This window comes from Pseudomonas sp. LBUM1670 (genome assembly GCF_059695695.1).
Genome location: NZ_CP166783.1, coordinates 3245739 through 3260306 on the forward strand (window position 1 = coordinate 3245739; position 14568 = coordinate 3260306).

General features: G+C 57.7%; 15 protein-coding genes. 7 read left to right on the forward strand and 8 right to left on the reverse strand.

Annotated elements, in window-relative coordinates; translation table 11 throughout:
* Positions 1 to 19: 19 nt before the first annotated feature.
* The gene (locus ACA073_RS14630) at positions 20 to 673 is read left to right on the forward strand and encodes a YcxB family protein (RefSeq protein WP_497397159.1); all 654 of its coding nucleotides are present in this window, start codon (positions 20 to 22) and stop codon (positions 671 to 673) included.
* 59 nt (positions 674 to 732) lie between these two features.
* Here the strand turns inward: ACA073_RS14630 and ACA073_RS14635 are convergent, their stop codons facing one another.
* The gene (locus ACA073_RS14635; protein ID WP_497404102.1) at positions 733 to 1029 is read right to left on the reverse strand and encodes a hypothetical protein; all 297 of its coding nucleotides are present in this window, start codon (positions 1027 to 1029) and stop codon (positions 733 to 735) included.
* A 504-nt stretch (positions 1030 to 1533) separates the two neighbouring features.
* Between ACA073_RS14635 and ACA073_RS14640 the strand changes: the two genes are divergently transcribed.
* Positions 1534 to 1800 carry a DUF2790 domain-containing protein gene (locus ACA073_RS14640; protein ID WP_497397161.1) on the forward strand — a complete coding sequence of 89 codons (267 nt, stop codon included), beginning with the start codon at positions 1534 to 1536 and terminating at the stop codon, positions 1798 to 1800.
* Positions 1801 to 1859: 59 nt separating this feature from the next.
* On the opposite strand, the gene ACA073_RS14645 is transcribed toward ACA073_RS14640, so the two are convergent.
* Entirely contained in the window at positions 1860 to 2129 is a 270-nt protein-coding gene (locus tag ACA073_RS14645; protein ID WP_497397163.1) for a DUF1652 domain-containing protein, read from the reverse strand.
* A 305-nt stretch (positions 2130 to 2434) separates the two neighbouring features.
* Between ACA073_RS14645 and eco the strand changes: the two genes are divergently transcribed.
* Entirely contained in the window at positions 2435 to 2917 is a 483-nt protein-coding gene (gene eco / locus ACA073_RS14650; protein WP_497397165.1) for a serine protease inhibitor ecotin, read from the forward strand.
* A gap of 163 nt (positions 2918 to 3080) precedes the next feature.
* Here the strand turns inward: eco and ilvA are convergent, their stop codons facing one another.
* Complete coding sequence (ilvA, locus tag ACA073_RS14655) at positions 3081 to 4094, reverse strand: threonine ammonia-lyase, biosynthetic (protein WP_497397167.1); 1014 nt, start codon at positions 4092 to 4094, stop codon at positions 3081 to 3083.
* 344 nt (positions 4095 to 4438) lie between these two features.
* Here ilvA and ACA073_RS14660 point away from each other — a divergent pair, with 344 nt between their 5' ends.
* A complete protein-coding gene (locus tag ACA073_RS14660; protein WP_497397169.1) occupies positions 4439 to 4774 on the forward strand; it encodes a DUF2834 domain-containing protein in 336 nt (111 codons plus the stop codon).
* A 148-nt stretch (positions 4775 to 4922) separates the two neighbouring features.
* On the opposite strand, the gene ACA073_RS14665 is transcribed toward ACA073_RS14660, so the two are convergent.
* Positions 4923 to 5846, reverse strand: a complete 924-nt coding sequence (locus tag ACA073_RS14665) for a magnesium transporter CorA family protein (RefSeq protein WP_497397171.1) — start codon at positions 5844 to 5846, stop codon at positions 4923 to 4925.
* Positions 5847 to 5853: 7 nt separating this feature from the next.
* A complete protein-coding gene (locus ACA073_RS14670) occupies positions 5854 to 7428 on the reverse strand; it encodes a RimK family ATP-grasp domain-containing protein (RefSeq protein ID WP_497397173.1) in 1575 nt (524 codons plus the stop codon).
* A gap of 92 nt (positions 7429 to 7520) precedes the next feature.
* Between ACA073_RS14670 and rimI the strand changes: the two genes are divergently transcribed.
* Positions 7521 to 8618, forward strand: coding sequence for a ribosomal protein S18-alanine N-acetyltransferase (gene rimI, locus ACA073_RS14675; protein WP_497397175.1), 1098 nt, complete (start codon positions 7521 to 7523; stop codon positions 8616 to 8618).
* Positions 8619 to 8717: 99 nt separating this feature from the next.
* Here the strand turns inward: rimI and ACA073_RS14680 are convergent, their stop codons facing one another.
* Both ACA073_RS14680 and ACA073_RS14685 read right to left on the reverse strand, forming a co-directional pair.
* On the reverse strand, positions 8718 to 9869 hold the full coding sequence (locus ACA073_RS14680; RefSeq protein WP_497397177.1) for a PQQ-dependent sugar dehydrogenase: 1152 nt from the start codon (positions 9867 to 9869) through the stop codon (positions 8718 to 8720).
* A gap of 51 nt (positions 9870 to 9920) precedes the next feature.
* Positions 9921 to 10277, reverse strand: coding sequence for a hypothetical protein (locus ACA073_RS14685; RefSeq protein ID WP_497397179.1), 357 nt, complete (start codon positions 10275 to 10277; stop codon positions 9921 to 9923).
* A gap of 186 nt (positions 10278 to 10463) precedes the next feature.
* Between ACA073_RS14685 and ku the strand changes: the two genes are divergently transcribed.
* Positions 10464 to 11336 (forward strand): non-homologous end joining protein Ku, encoded by an 873-nt coding sequence (gene ku / locus ACA073_RS14690; RefSeq protein ID WP_497397181.1) that lies wholly within the window; start codon positions 10464 to 10466, stop codon positions 11334 to 11336.
* A gap of 145 nt (positions 11337 to 11481) precedes the next feature.
* Here ku and lpxO read toward each other — a convergent pair whose 3' ends face one another.
* Positions 11482 to 12381 carry a lipid A hydroxylase LpxO gene (gene lpxO / locus ACA073_RS14695; RefSeq protein WP_497397183.1) on the reverse strand — a complete coding sequence of 300 codons (900 nt, stop codon included), beginning with the start codon at positions 12379 to 12381 and terminating at the stop codon, positions 11482 to 11484.
* Between the two features lie 413 nt (positions 12382 to 12794).
* Here lpxO and ACA073_RS14700 point away from each other — a divergent pair, with 413 nt between their 5' ends.
* Positions 12795 to 14384 (forward strand): ABC-F family ATPase, encoded by a 1590-nt coding sequence (locus tag ACA073_RS14700; RefSeq protein ID WP_497397185.1) that lies wholly within the window; start codon positions 12795 to 12797, stop codon positions 14382 to 14384.
* The last annotated feature ends 184 nt before the right edge of the window (positions 14385 to 14568 follow it).

A 14568-nucleotide genomic window follows, 5' to 3' on the forward strand; every position in this document is an offset into this window, starting at 1 on the left:
CGGACGTCAAACTCAGCCCATGGAACTTCATTTCACCATAACCCCCGCACTTACTCAGACTCGTTTGGTTGAACTGCTGGAGCGCGAAATGCTCAAGCATGATCAGCAGCTAGGCAAAATGCAGGACCACGTCGAACGTTGGCAGGACCGCCTGCTCTCGCCTTTGCTGTTTGTCCTGTGCCTTGTTGCCGCCGCGCTGGCAATCTATTTACCTGATCGCCGGTTCACAACCGAGAAGGTCATTTCCGTAGTTCTGTTCGGGGTGATTTTGGTCCCACTCTGGTGGTTCGGCGCTAGTCGTCTTCTGCGCTATTTGCGTGATCGAATTGCAGTCAACCGTACTAAGTCGCGCACAACTTTTGGCGGCCTGAACCAGCGCCTTATCGAAGCCAGGTTGCGCGCAAACCTCAAAGCCGCTGAAGGAGCTTATCGCCTTCAACTCGATGACCAAGGTTTCACCGTGATCAGGCCCAAGGGCATCAAGAGCGGGTTAGCGTGGGGACAAATTGTGCGAGTGAGGGAGAAACCCGATTTCTACTTGGTTGCTTGTGCCGAACTGGATCGTAAGGGAAAGGCGTATCTCATCCCCAAACAAAGCGATGCCATGGATGCGGAGCAGTATCAACAAGGCTTGAAACTGTTTTTAAGCAGAGCGCCCGCCCCCGCCGCATGACGGTTGGCGAGGCTTCAAAGCCTGCCCACAAGAGGCAGGCTCATTTTGCAGGTGCGGCGTCAGACAGGCGCTTTCCAGCTCAGCATTCTTTGCTGCGCAACCTTCAGTAAATCGCAACCGTCCTGACTCAGCAGGTAAAGCGCATGCGTGATGTGCGGGATGTCCTGCACGTCGCCGTCCTTGAAACATTGGATATGGAGCGTTTCCAGTAAATCACTGGAAGCGCGGATGCGCTGGAGGGCGGCTTCGAGGATGTCCTGGGGGTTGGCTTCTGTGTCGATGACCAGGGGGGATGAGGCGGTGACGCTGCTTTTGATTGAACGGTAGCGATCGGGGAATGGATTTATCGTTGGCATGGTTATTTCTCGATGGTAAGCAAATAACGCCAGCACCGTGACCAAACGATGGGAGGCGGCTGTGTACAGGCTTGGTCAACCGAAACCATCAAATCGGTTCGCCCGAAGGCGTCCAGCACACAGCCGCCATTGCAACGCACTACGAGGACTTGGAAGTCCGCGAAGCAAATGATGGCACACTATGTGATGGAATCAGGTGACCAAACCTGTTCGCTGATTTTGCAGCGAGCCCAAACAGTAATCGCTACGCCCCATCAGCCGAAAGTCGACAAAGCATCCATCCTTGTAGGACGAAGCCGAAGCTACCGAAGATTCTTACCCCAACGAAACGCCTGACAGAATCGCCCCTCACGACAGGCGGCATTCAGCCAGGTTAACCATCGCTTAACGCTGCGGTCCAAGACTTTACTGGACCGCACGCTCTCAGGTTCTTCTGACGCCCAGTGCGGCAGGCTCGACGCCCGTTATGTCGAGCTGACTATCCGTCTGCACTGGAGATCGCTCATGAACATGCGCACTTTGCTGGTTACCGCCGCCCTCGCCTGCACCGGTTTTGCCGGGCTGGCCCAGGCCAACGACACTGCTTCCTCGCAAGCAGTGCCTTATGAATATGGCATGCCGTTGCACGTGGCCAAGGTCGTTTCGCTGACCGAACCCTCGACCCTGGAATGCAAAATCATTACGGCTGACATGAAGTACATCGACGCATCGGGCAAACCCGCAGAGATCACGTATCGCAAATGGTCCGATGCATGCAGATATCAGAATTGATTGAATGAACGAGCCGCGGGTCTGGCGTTTTTGCCAGACCCGGAGGTTACGACGGCGAGTTAATGCGCTTGCCGGTTGGGGTGCAGCGTCTGCGTGTTTGCCTGAAGCTGCATGTCTGAGCGCAATGCGACGATCAGGTCGTTTATTTCCCGACATCCATTGAGCGACTTGGCATCGATGCCAGTTTTCAATAGATCCACTTGATCGGTTTCACCGTCCGAGTACACCTTGACGGTCATTTTCAGGTCCGGCGACAGCGTGCATTGACAACGTTTCGGCAAAAAACTGCTTTCTACGATGTTGCGGAGTTCCAAGGCAGATAGAAACATGACGACCCTCTCCTGAGTGTGAGACTGCCAAACAAAGAGCAAATACTGACTCTGTAAACCCCGGTCAGCTTTAAGAACAGCTACAGCATAAAACATGCCTCGAATTTCGCCCTGCAGCTCATCGGTAAATCAATGGTTTATCAAACTCGTCTATAAATTCCCTCATGCAATTTGCAAGAGAGCAGGTTTTGGTCCCTGCAAATTGCAACCTGATGAGTCCAGGTTTGCATTGGCCGCCCATGGCAGTAAAAATGCGGCCACTCCATTCAGTATCCGCTGACCCTACTCACACGCAAGGAGGCATCATGGGTTCATTGACCCGTATCACTACCGTCGGGCTGATTGTTGCCGGGCTATCGACTGTCGTTCAGGCGACGAAACTCGAAGACGTCGCGCCCTTCCCCAAATCCGAAAGCGGTTTCACCCGCCAGGTCATTCACCTCGCCCCTCAGAGCCAGGAGGACAGCCACCGGGTCGAGATTCTGGCCGGCAAGACTTTGACCGTGGACTGTAATCGCCAACGTCTGGGGGGCATGCTCGAGGAGAAAAACCTCGAGGGCTGGGGTTATCCGTTCTACCGACTGGAAAAAGTGATCGGCCCGACGAGCACGCTGATGGCCTGCCCCGATGGCAAAAGCGAACAGGGCTTCGTGCCGGTGGTTGGTGACGGTTTCATGTTGCGCTACAACAGTAAACTGCCGATTGTGCTGTACGTGCCCAAGGACGTAGAAGTTCGTTACCGGATCTGGTCGGCGTCAAGCAAGGTCGAAAAAGCCGTTCAGGAATAACCCACTCAGTCCCTTCTGAGCAAAACCTGTGGGAGCGGGCTTGCTCGCGAAGGCGGTGTTTCAGTGAGCATCTCTGTTGATTGACACACCGCTTTCGCGAGCAAGCCCGCTCCCACAGAGATTGGGTGTGCAAATCCTTGTGTGATCGGCCTACTGCACCCACTCATGCCGGAGCGTCGCTCAATGCGGCGCGTTCGGCGACATGGCGCAAACTGTCGAAATTGATGTTGGCACCTGAGTCGATAGCCACCAACGTTTGACCACGCACGCCGGTCTGCGCCACGTACTTTTTGATGCCAGCCACGGCCAACGCGCCAGAAGGCTCGGTGATCGAGCGGGTATCGTCGTAGATGTTCTTGATCGCCGCGCAGAGCTCGTCGTTGCTGACGGTCAGCACTTCATCGACGCAAAACCGGCAGATGTCGAAACCATAAGCACCGATCTGAGCGACGGCGACGCCATCGGCGAACGTTCCTACGCTGGGTAGAACGACGCGCTCACCAGCCTGTAAGGCAGCAGACAGACAGGCGGAATGTTCGGACTCGACGCCGATGATGCGGACTTCAGGTCGCAGGTATTTGACGTACGCGGCGATGCCCGCGATCAAGCCGCCACCGCCCACCGGCACGAAGATTGCGTCGAGCGGTCCTTGGTGCTGGCGCAGGATTTCCATCGCGACGGTGCCCTGCCCTGCGATCACGTCCGGGTCGTCGAAAGGTGAGACGAAGTTGCGACCGGTTTGCTCGGCCAGATTCAAGGCGTATTCCAGGGCAAACGGAAAACTCTCCCCGTGCAGGACGGCTTCGGCGCCCCGGCTGCGCACCCCGAGCACCTTCAATTGCGGCGTCGGGCACGGCATGACGATGGTCGCGCCAATTCCCAGCTCACGCGCCGCCAACGCCACGCCTTGGGCATGATTGCCTGCTGAGGCGGTGATCACGCCGCGCGCCTTTTGCGCATCGCTCAGTTGCACCAACTTGTTGTAGGCGCCGCGGATCTTGAAGGAAAAGGTCGGCTGCAAGTCCTCGCGTTTCAACAGGATCTGGTTGTCCAAGGTTTCGGACAGCGCCGGCGCCGCTTGCAAAGGCGTGCGCACCGCCAGCTCATACACGGGCGCGGCGAGAATCTTTTTGACGTAGTGCTCAAGCAAGGTCTGCTGGGCGGGCGTGCTGCTCATGGTCGTCTCCTGTTGTACACGGTCGGCGTAGGCGCTGCCGAAGGCTTGCGATTTTTTGATCTTTAAAAGCAAAGATCGCAGCCTTCGGCAGCTCCTACACCGACCGTGTGTTGTTTTAAAACCCGGGAGACAGAAAGTAAAAACCCGCCTCTAGGGCGGGTTGGGTGCTGCAGTCGTGAGCTAACCCGCCAGATAAGGAATGGCGGTAATAATGCTTGGCTGGCAGCGCAATACGGTGGAAGTCATGGCTGGAAATTAGCCGGGCACGGAACGCAAGTCAATGGCCAGTTTTCATCCGACTCGGTAGGCTGGCGACTCTACTCATTGTCCCAAGGAAGGAAACCATGAAGCCTGTCGCCCTGCCCATGATTGCCCTGATCGCTTTTGCTGGCTACACCGTTTCGGTGATGCTCCAGGCTGAGCAGTCGTTGATTGAGTTTGGCATCAGCCTGATGTCGCGGCCGGATACGGCGCAGGTGGTGATTGATCTTTACCTGCTGGCGACGCTGGCCGGGGTCTGGATGTACAGCGATGCGCGCAAGCGTGGGCGGTCCGCACTATCGGTGGTTCCTTATCTTTTAATCACCGCCATTTTTGTGTCCGTCGGACCCTTGTTGTATCTCGTAACCCGTGGTTTGCAGGATCGGAAAAAGACAGTCGACGCCGAGCCAGTGACCTGATTCGGGATTTGCAGTGGTGTTGAGATTGCCTTCGCGAGCAAGCCCGCTCCCACAGTTGACCGAGTTCTCCTGTACAACTCGGTCAACTGTGGGAACGGCGGTGCGACGATTCGACTTGCTCGCAAAGGCGGCCTGACAGCCAATGCATTCATTTGGCCAACCGCCTGAGCCCAATCACCATCACTCCCGCCCCAAGCATCATCGCCGTAAGAAACAACGGATACGAAACCCACCACGGCGTGCCCGCCGTCATCATGCTGAACTCGGACATGCCGCCGATGCTCGCAATCAGGTTCAGCGGCAGGAACACCACGTTGATCAGCGTCAGTTTGCGCAGCAGGCCGTTCATGCTGTTGTTCATCAGGTTGCCCCGGGCATCGATCAGCCCGGAGAACACCGTGGAGTAGATTTCCGCCTGTTTGTAGCACTGGTTGTTTTCGATGATCAGGTCGTCGATCAGGCCGATGGCCTCGGCGCTGAAGCGCTGCTTTTCCGCGTGGTTGCGCAGCCGGGTCAGGACCGCGCCGTTGCTGTGAATCGCGTTGATGTAATAGATCAGGCTTTCGCTGAGGTTGAACATCTGGATCAGGTGCTGGTTCTGCATCGACGCGTTGAATTTCTGCTGCAACTCCCGCGCGACCAGCTTGATCACCTTGAGGTGGCCCAGGTAGTGATGGATGTTGTTGAACAGCAAATCGAGCAGCACATCCAGCGGCGTGTTCAACTTCTGCCGGGTGCCGAGCCCGTGCAACGGCGAATCGTCAGTGGCGATTACCAGCAAACGCTGCGCACAAAACAGCAAGCCGCAGGACGACACTTCAAAGGCCAGGCTTCCCGCGCCGGAATAGTTTTCCGGACGCTTCCAGATCAGGAACAGGTTGTCGGGGTGAAACTCGATGCGCGACACCTCGTCCGGGTCCAGCGCCGAGGCCAATGCGTGTTCATCGAGCTTGAAATGGCTGTGCAGCAGGTCGCGCTCGGCGGCATCCGGGTTGCTGAACAGCATCACCTCGGCGTCCAGTCGTTCGACCGCGTGAAGTGCGCCGTGAGTCAGTTGAAAGCTCTTGATCATCGGCGAATCACCAGGCCTGACCGCGACGTTTCAGTTCCAGTCGGCGGACGAATTCTTCCAGCACCAACGAGTACAGATCGTCGTGCAAGTAGGCGTCTTCGATGCCGGCGTCCATGTTCGGGTTGTCGTTGACCTCGATCACCACCACCTTGTCGCCGGACTGCTTGAGGTCGACGCCGTAGAGACCGTCGCCGATGAGGTTGGCGGTTTTCACCGCCAGTTCCACGACTGCGCGCGGTGCTTCGTGAACCGCCAGAGTGCGGCATTCGCCGTTGATGTCCTGGCCTTTGGCCTTGTGGTTGTAGATCTGCCAGTGGCCCTTGGACATGAAGTATTGGCAGGCAAAGATCGGTTTGCGGTTGAGCACGCCAATGCGCCAGTCGTACTCGGTGTAAAAGAATTCCTGAGCCAGCAACAGCACCGAGTGTTCGAACAGTTCGGCGGTCGCTTCAAGCAAGGCTTGCTGACTTTCGACCTTGATCACGCCTCGGGAAAAACAGCCATCGGGGATCTTCAACACCAGCGGAAAACCCAGCCGCTCACCGACCCGTTCGAAGTCTTCCGGTCGCTCCTTGTAGAGAATTTCGGTGGCGGGCATGCCCAGCTGATGGCTTTTGAGCAGGTCGGTCAGGTAGACCTTGTTGGTACAGCGCAGGATCGAGGCCGGATCGTCCATTACCACCAGCCCTTCGCTCTCGGCTTTCTTGGCGAAACGGTAGGTGTGGTTGTCGACGCTGGTAGTCTCGCGGATCAGCAGGCCGTCGTATTCGGCGATGCGCGCGTAGTCCTTGCGTTCGATCAGCTCCACGTCGATGCCCAATGTCTTGCCGACGCGTACGAAATTGTCCAGTGCCTTGGGGTTGGACGGCGGCAGTGCTTCCTGCGGGTCGTGCAGAATCGCCAGGTCATAACGGGCCAAACGTCGCGAACGTGGCACGCGCCAGATCTTGCGACTGAAACTGTCCAGCGAGTTGGCAAATTGATCTTCCTGATCCTCGCGCAACTTATGCAGCGCACCCGATTTGACGCCTTCAATGTGCCAGCCGTTAGTTCGACGAAACTCAACTAACAATATCGGACAGGGAAAGACTTCAAATAACTGTCGTGCGAGATCCTGCAACGGTTCGATATTGGTCCTGCCGAAGTAGAGTGTCAGCGTGAAGCCTTCGGTATCGCTGTAAAGATGATTGCTCAGGGCTTTTTCCAGCGGTTTTTCCAGATCGTCCAGGGCCAGGCCATACAGAGATTTTTTGGTCAGTTCGCTGATGGTCCGCACCGACGGAATGACCTTGTGTCCCCGCGCTTCGGCCAGCAGCGAGCAGTAATAACCGTGCCCCAGGTACTTGTAGCTTCGGCACAGGTTGATCACCTGGACCCGTTTGCCCTGCTCGTTATCGCGGGTCTGCTCAAGGTATTCCTGAGCCGTGACGATGTCTTCGCTGGGAAAGTAGGAGGCCCAGTCTTCCTTGCGTTCGACGATGATAATCAACTGGCTGGAAGTTCTAACCGTGTCATTTAAAAAAGTTGCCGCCGGCAAAGTTTGCTCGGATACTTCGCGCCAATGACCCTGTACCGCTGACATAGTGATTGATCCGTTGGAGAACAAGACCTTTCCTATTAAGCACGAACTTTTTCGAAAGTCCCGTTTCGTTACGCAACTTTTACGGCGGTCATATGAATCCTGTCTTTCGCTTGGCGGTAGTTGAAGACTTACCCGCGTTGCTGGCACTCGAACAGCAATGCTTCACCACGGACCGGCTCACCAGTCGCAGTTTTCAGTGGATGATCACCCGGGCTCACGGCCAGCTGTTGGTGGCTGAACGAGACGAGCAATTGCTGGGTTACGCGGTGGTGCTTTTTCACCGAGGCACGTCGCTGGCGCGGCTCTACTCGATTGCCATTGCTGAACAGGCGCGCGGTAACGGGCTGGGCAAGCAATTGCTTGAACGTATCGAGGCGTGTGCCCTTGAGCATGACTGCGCTTACCTGCGGCTGGAAGTGCGCATCGACAACCCCGCGGCGATTGCCCTGTATGAGCGCAACGGTTATCGGCGTTTCGCCCTGATTCACGATTATTACCAGGACCACGCCGATGCGCTGCGCCTGGAGAAACGCATCCTTCAGCATCGCGATGCCCGCAGCATCAAGGTGCCATGGTATGCGCAGACCACCGATTTCACCTGCGGCCCGGCGTGCCTGTTGATGGCCATGGGCGCCTTGCACGCCGATCGCGTGCTGGAGCGCCGCGAAGAACTGCAGATCTGGCGCGAGGCGACCACTGTGTTCATGACCTCGGGCCACGGCGGCTGCAGTCCTCAAGGCCTGGCACTGGCGGCAGCGCGACGCGGGTTTCGCGTGCGCTTGCAAGTGAGCATGGCCGGGCCGTTGTTTCTCGATGGCGTGCGCGATGAGCATAAAAAAGACGTCATGCGCCTGGTGCACGAGGAGTTCGCGGCACAGTTGAACGCCACTGACGTCGAACAGGTGCTCGGCGGGCCGCTGGACCTGCCACGGTTACTGGCCGATGGCGGGCAGCCGCTGGTGTTGATCAGCAGTTATCGGCTGACCCGTTCCAAATCGCCGCACTGGGTGGTCGTCACCGATTGCGATGAAGAGTTTGTCTACCTGCACGACCCGGATGTCGACCATAGCCAGCATCGTCAGCCCATGGACTGCCAGCATTTGCCGGTCAGCCATGGGGAATTCGAGAAGATGTGCAGTTTCGGGCGGGGCAAGTTGCGGGCGGCGGTGATTTTGTATAGCCGGGGTTAATCACTGAATTTTGTGGTGAATCCTCCGCCCCCTTCGCGAGCAAGCCCGCTCCCACAGTTGATCGCGGTCTCCTGTGGGAGCGGGCTTGCTCGCGAAGGCTTACTTCAGACCAACCTTATATAAGGCTCCATCCCCCTCATCGGTAAGCACATACAAATACCCGTCCGGCCCCTGCCGCACATCGCGAATGCGCTTGTTGAGCTCGCCCATCAAGCGCTCTTCGTGAACCACTTTGTCGCCGTCGAACTGCAGGCGAATCAGCTCCTGACTGATCAGCGCACCGATAAACACGTTGTGCTGCCAGGGCTTGAAGCGGTCCGCGTCGTAGAACGCCATGCCGCTCAGGCCAGGGGATTTTTCCCAGACGTGGCGCGGTGAGACGGTGCCTTCGGCGGTCTTGCCCTTGGCTTCCGGAATGGGTTGGCCGGAGTAGTTGATGCCATGGGTCGCCAGCGGCCAGCCGTAATTCTTGCCACGCTCGATGATGTTGATTTCGTCACCCCCTTGCGGGCCGTGCTCGTTTTCCCAGAGCACGCCGGTCCATGGATTGAGCGCCGCGCCTTGCGGGTTACGCTGGCCGTAGGACCAGATTTCCGGGCGGACGCCGGACTGACCGACAAAGGGGTTGTCGTCGGGGATCTTGCCATCCGGGTAGATCCGCACAACCTTGCCCTGCAGCTTGTCCAGATCCTGGGCCGTGGGCCGGTCGTTGTTCTCGCCAAGGGCGATGAACAGATAGCCGTCGCGGTCGAACACCAGGCGCGAGCCGAAGTGATTGCCGACCGAAAGCTTCGGCTCCTGGCGGAAGATCACTTTAAAATTGTTGATCGCCGTCAGGTCTTCCGACAGCTGTCCGCGACCGACTGCCGTACTGGCCTTGCCGCCCTCACCCCCGCCTTCGGCATACGACAGATACACCGTGCGGTCCTGCTTGAAGTCCGGCGACAGCACCACATCGAGCAAACCGCCCTGGCCCTTGGCCCAGACTTTCGGTACGCCACTGAGCGGCGCCGAGAGCTTGCCATCCGCACCGACCACGCGCAGGTTGCCGGGCCGTTCGGTCACCAGCATCCCTTGTCGATCAGGTAGAAACGCCAGGGCCCAGGGATGGTCGAGCCCCTTGACGATCGTCGTAACTTCGAGGGTGCCCTGCTCGCTTTTCAATTCTTGTACGGTCGCCGCAAAAACGGGCGCAGCGGTGGTGATCAGTGCGCTGGCACAGACTGTGGCCAAAAGAGTCTTACGCAACATGCACGATTCCTTTTGTCGTCTGAATGGCTGACAGAATGTGTGTTCTGCCGCTCAACGGTTGCTGGTGTCCCCGTCGCGATGGGGCGGATTGGGGATGAATTTCGGTGGGCTGGCGGGCGCTGTCCGGTCTTGGGGATAGCGATTGCCGATGCCGCCGTTATCGAGTGTCGGCGGTCGCGGTACGGGCACGGTGTTCGGTCCGCGAATGGCCGGAGCGCCGGGCTGTGTGCCTTGCATGCTGTTGGGGTTGGCCCGGCGAATCGGGCTGTTGTAAGGATTGCTGGTGCTGCCCGTCGGACTTTGGGCCAGCAGCAGCGGAATGGACGGCAATGCGATGTCGGCCTGAGCCAGGTTGCCCAGCACGCCACTCAATGCCATCGCGGTGACGCCAAGCACAAATCGGTTCATGGGCAGCCTCTCTACAGGGATACAGCCTTCGATAACACGCTACGCCCAGGGTTCGGATTTGTTAACCCAAACGACGCCGGCAAGATGTAACACGAAGTTGAGCCCCCGCCAGGGCTGGGCTGCACGCCGCTGAAACTTTTGCGCCGGGCCACGGGTCACCTGATCATCACTCGCGAGTAGACGACCATGGCACGGGCAATCTGGAAAGGCGCAATCAGTTTCGGGCTGGTGCATATCCCTGTGGCGCTGGTCTCGGCGACGTCTTCCCAAGGGGTGGATTTCGACTGGCTGGACAACCGCAGCATGGACCCGGTGGGGTACAAGCGCATCAATAAAGTCACCGGCAAGGAGGTGACCAAAGAGAACATCGTCAAAGGTGTGCAGTACGAAAAGGGTCGCTACGTGGTGCTTAGCGAAGAGGACATCAAATCGGCGCATCCACTGTCCACGCAGACCATCGACATTTTTTCCTTTGTCGACAGTGATCAAATTCCCCTTCAAAACATCGACACGCCCTACTACCTGGCGCCGGATAAACGCGGCGGCAAGGTGTATGCGCTATTGCGTGAAACCCTGAGCACAACCAACAAGGTCGCCCTCGCCCACGTTGTGCTGCACACCCGCCAACACCTGGCTGCACTGATGCCGCTGGAATCGGCGATGGTGCTGGTGATGCTGCGCTGGCCAGCGGAAGTACGCAGCCTCGATACGCTGGAATTAGGCGCCGAGGTGACCAAACCGGAATTGGCCAAGGGTGAACTGGACATGGCCAAGCGGCTGGTGCAGGACATGAGTGGCGACTGGAGCCCCGAGGATTATCGCGACAGTTTCGAAGACAAGATCATGGCGTTGGTCGAGAAGAAAGCGAATGAAGGCAAGATTGAGGATGTCGAGTCGGCGACGGGTGAGGAAGAGCGCAAGACGGCGGATGTTATCGATTTGACCGAGTTGCTTAAACGCAGTTTGGGGGGTAAGGCTGGTGGTAAAGCCGCTGCGAAACCGAAGTCGGCGGAGAAACCGGCGGCGGCGAAAAAAGTGACCAAGCGGTCGAGTGGCTGACGGACATTAGGTATCCATCGGTTATGCGGTGATTGTGCCGGCGCCTTCGCGAGCAAGCCCGCTCCCACATTGGATCTGTGTCGTTCACAGGTCCAATGTGGGAGCGGGCTTGCTCGCGAAGGCGTCATAAGCAGCAACGCAAAAATCAGATCCAGACAAGAATCGCCAGCAACCCACCAAAAATCGCCCACTTCTCCAGGTAATACAGCTTGCGGTTACGCTTCTTCAACGCTTTGCCGTGCAGGCGAATCTTGTAGATTTTGGCGAACAATCGATTGATACCACCGGTCTTGTCGCCCACATCGTTCGGCGCGCCCGCCGCCGACATCACGTTACGGCTGAACCAGCCGTTGAACGCCGCCGCCCAGCGATACTTCATCGGCCGCTCGACGTCGCAGAACAGAATGATGCGGTTTTGGTCGGTGGTGTTTTCGGCGTAATGAATGAAGGTTTCATCGAACATCACCGCTTCACCGTCGCGCCAGTGATAATTCTCGCCATCGACGTTGATGTAGCAACCGGCGTCGTTCGGCGTCTCCAGGCCCAGGTGATAACGGTAGGAGCCGGCATACGGATCGCGATGACGCACCAGTTTCGAACCCGGTGGCAACTCGGCGAACATCGCGGCTTTGATCGAGCCGATGTTCTGCACCAGTTCGGTGGTGCGCGGGCAGAGCTTCATCGCCGAAGGATGACTGTCGCCATACCACTTGAGGTAGAAGCGCTTCCAGCCGGTCTTGAAGAACGAGTTGAAGCCGACGTCGTCGTACTGGTTCGAACGCTTGATCTCACCCGCCCGGAGCAGGTTCTGGCCTTCGGCGCGGATTTCTTCCCAATGGGCCTGCAACGGGCTCAGGTCCGGGAAATCCGCGGGATCGAGGTAAGGCTTGTCGGGAATTTTCGAGAACAGATAAAGGAAGCAATTGATCGGCGCCAGAAACGACGAGTGATCGCTCAGTTGGCGACCCAGTTTGTGGCGCACGCGACCGCGCAGGTGGACGCACGCAATCGATACAACATAAATAGCGGCAATGATGATTTTCACGGAAATCGTCACACGTCAGGAGTGAACAAACTGCATTCATGCCCGTCGGCATCAGTGGAAAGATGGCATTTTAGTCACGATTTGTAACTAATAGTTAACCTGGAAATGTGAAAATCTGTCCGTTGATACCGCCAAAGCACCCGCGTGGCCTCAACGCCCTATCGTTTAAAGAGCCAGACCAGTACAATCGCCGCCAAACATTACGCGCCCCCCTTGGTTGACGACGGGAATGAACCCCGTCTCAGCGCACTTCGACTCGGGCCAAGCGCTTCATATGCTGCTGTCCACTTATTGCCAGATGGACCTTCCGCTTCTGACCGGGATGCATTTCCCGTGGTTTGAATACCGGAAACGGGTACTGAATCGGTACTGCCGCAACCCTAGCTACTCTGAATGCTTCGCAGGAAAAACCTTTGATCTCTACAGCTAACATCACGATGCAGTTCGGCGCCAAGCCGCTATTCGAAAACGTTTCGGTCAAATTCGCCGCGGGCAACCGCTACGGCCTGATCGGCGCCAACGGCTGCGGCAAGTCGACCTTCATGAAAATCCTCGGTGGCGACCTCGAGCCGTCCGGCGGTCAGGTCATGCTCGAGCCGAACGTGCGTCTGGGTAAATTGCGCCAGGACCAGTTCGCCTACGAAGAATTCACCGTGATCGACACCGTGATCATGGGTCACGAAGAGCTGTGGAAGGTAAAAGCCGAGCGCGACCGTATCTACTCGCTGCCGGAAATGACCGAAGAAGACGGCATGGCCGTGGCCGAGCTGGAAACCGAATTCGCCGAAATGGACGGCTACACCGCCGAATCCCGTGCCGGCGAGCTGTTGCTGGGTCTGGGTATCGGCATCGAGCAGCATTTCGGCCCGATGAGCGAGGTTTCCCCAGGCTGGAAACTGCGCGTATTGCTGGCTCAGGCGCTGTTCTCCGATCCTGAAGTGCTGTTGCTCGACGAACCGACCAACCACCTGGACATCAACACCATCCGCTGGCTGGAAAACATCCTGACCCAGCGCTCCAGCCTGATGATCATCATCTCTCACGACCGTCACTTCCTGAACAGCGTGTGCACCCACATGGCTGACCTGGATTACGGCGAGCTGCGTCTGTTCCCGGGCAACTACGACGAGTACATGACCGTGGCGACCCAGTCCCGCGAGCAACTGCTGTCGGACAACGCCAAGAAGAAGGCACAGATTTCGGAACTGCAATCGTTCGTCAGCCGCTTCTCGGCCAACGCCTCGAAAGCCAAGCAGGCCACTTCCCGCGCCAAGGCGATCGACAAGATCCAGCTGGCCGAGGTCAAGCCTTCAAGCCGTGTGAGCCCGTTCATCCGTTTCGAACAAACCAAGAAGCTGCACCGTCAGGCGGTCATCGTCGAGCGCATGGCCAAAGGCTTCGACGGCAAGACGCTGTTCAAGGACTTCAGCTTCCAGGTTGAAGCTGGCGAGCGCGTGGCGATCATCGGCCCGAACGGTATCGGTAAAACCACCCTGCTGCGCACCCTGGTCAACGAACTGACCCCGGATGCCGGCACCGTGAAGTGGACCGACGCAGCGGAACTGGGCTACTACGCCCAGGACCACGCGCACGACTTCGAAGACGACTGCAACCTGTTCGACTGGATGGGCCAGTGGACCCAGGGCGGCGAGCAAATGGTTCGCGGCACCCTCGGTCGCATGCTGTTCTCCAACGACGAGATTCTGAAGTCGGTCAAGGTCATCTCCGGTGGTGAGCAAGGTCGCATGCTGTTCGGCAAGCTGATCCTGCAAAAGCCGAACGTGCTGATCATGGACGAACCGACCAACCACTTGGACATGGAATCCATCGAGGCGCTGAACCTGGCGCTGGAGAACTACCCGGGCACGCTGATCTTCGTCAGCCACGACCGTGAGTTCGTATCGTCGTTGGCCACCCGCATCATCGAGTTGAGCGCCAACGGCGTGATCGACTTCAGCGGCACTTATGATGATTACCTGCGTAGCCAAGGCGTAGTGTTCTAAGCGTTTGCTATAAATGAAAAGCCCTGTCCTGGTGACGGGGCTTTTTGCATTCAACGGCTAAGGGATGCTGTGGTGCCAGGATCTTCGCGAGCAAGCCCGCTCCCACAGGGGAACGCATTCCAAATGTGGGAGCGGGCTTGCTCGCGAAGAGGCCCTCAATAACACCGTAGAATTCAAAGCCCGG

Excerpts from the sequence above, each read along its gene's own strand:
- ACA073_RS14670 (WP_497397173.1), bottom strand. The coding sequence starts at position 7,428 with ATGTCAGCGGTACAGGGTCATTGGCGCGAAGTATCCGAGCAAACTTTG.
- ACA073_RS14630 (WP_497397159.1), top strand. The coding sequence starts at position 20 with ATGGAACTTCATTTCACCATAACCCCCGCACTTACTCAGACTCGTTTG.
- ACA073_RS14665 (WP_497397171.1), bottom strand. The coding sequence starts at position 5,846 with ATGATCAAGAGCTTTCAACTGACTCACGGCGCACTTCACGCGGTCGAA.
- ACA073_RS14680 (WP_497397177.1), bottom strand. The coding sequence starts at position 9,869 with ATGTTGCGTAAGACTCTTTTGGCCACAGTCTGTGCCAGCGCACTGATC.
- eco (WP_497397165.1), top strand. The coding sequence starts at position 2,435 with ATGGGTTCATTGACCCGTATCACTACCGTCGGGCTGATTGTTGCCGGG.
- ACA073_RS14640 (WP_497397161.1), top strand. The coding sequence starts at position 1,534 with ATGAACATGCGCACTTTGCTGGTTACCGCCGCCCTCGCCTGCACCGGT.
- ku (WP_497397181.1), top strand. The coding sequence starts at position 10,464 with ATGGCACGGGCAATCTGGAAAGGCGCAATCAGTTTCGGGCTGGTGCAT.
- ACA073_RS14635 (WP_497404102.1), bottom strand. The coding sequence starts at position 1,029 with ATGCCAACGATAAATCCATTCCCCGATCGCTACCGTTCAATCAAAAGC.
- rimI (WP_497397175.1), top strand. The coding sequence starts at position 7,521 with ATGAATCCTGTCTTTCGCTTGGCGGTAGTTGAAGACTTACCCGCGTTG.
- ilvA (WP_497397167.1), bottom strand. The coding sequence starts at position 4,094 with ATGAGCAGCACGCCCGCCCAGCAGACCTTGCTTGAGCACTACGTCAAA.
- ACA073_RS14645 (WP_497397163.1), bottom strand. The coding sequence starts at position 2,129 with ATGTTTCTATCTGCCTTGGAACTCCGCAACATCGTAGAAAGCAGTTTT.
- ACA073_RS14685 (WP_497397179.1), bottom strand. The coding sequence starts at position 10,277 with ATGAACCGATTTGTGCTTGGCGTCACCGCGATGGCATTGAGTGGCGTG.
- ACA073_RS14660 (WP_497397169.1), top strand. The coding sequence starts at position 4,439 with ATGAAGCCTGTCGCCCTGCCCATGATTGCCCTGATCGCTTTTGCTGGC.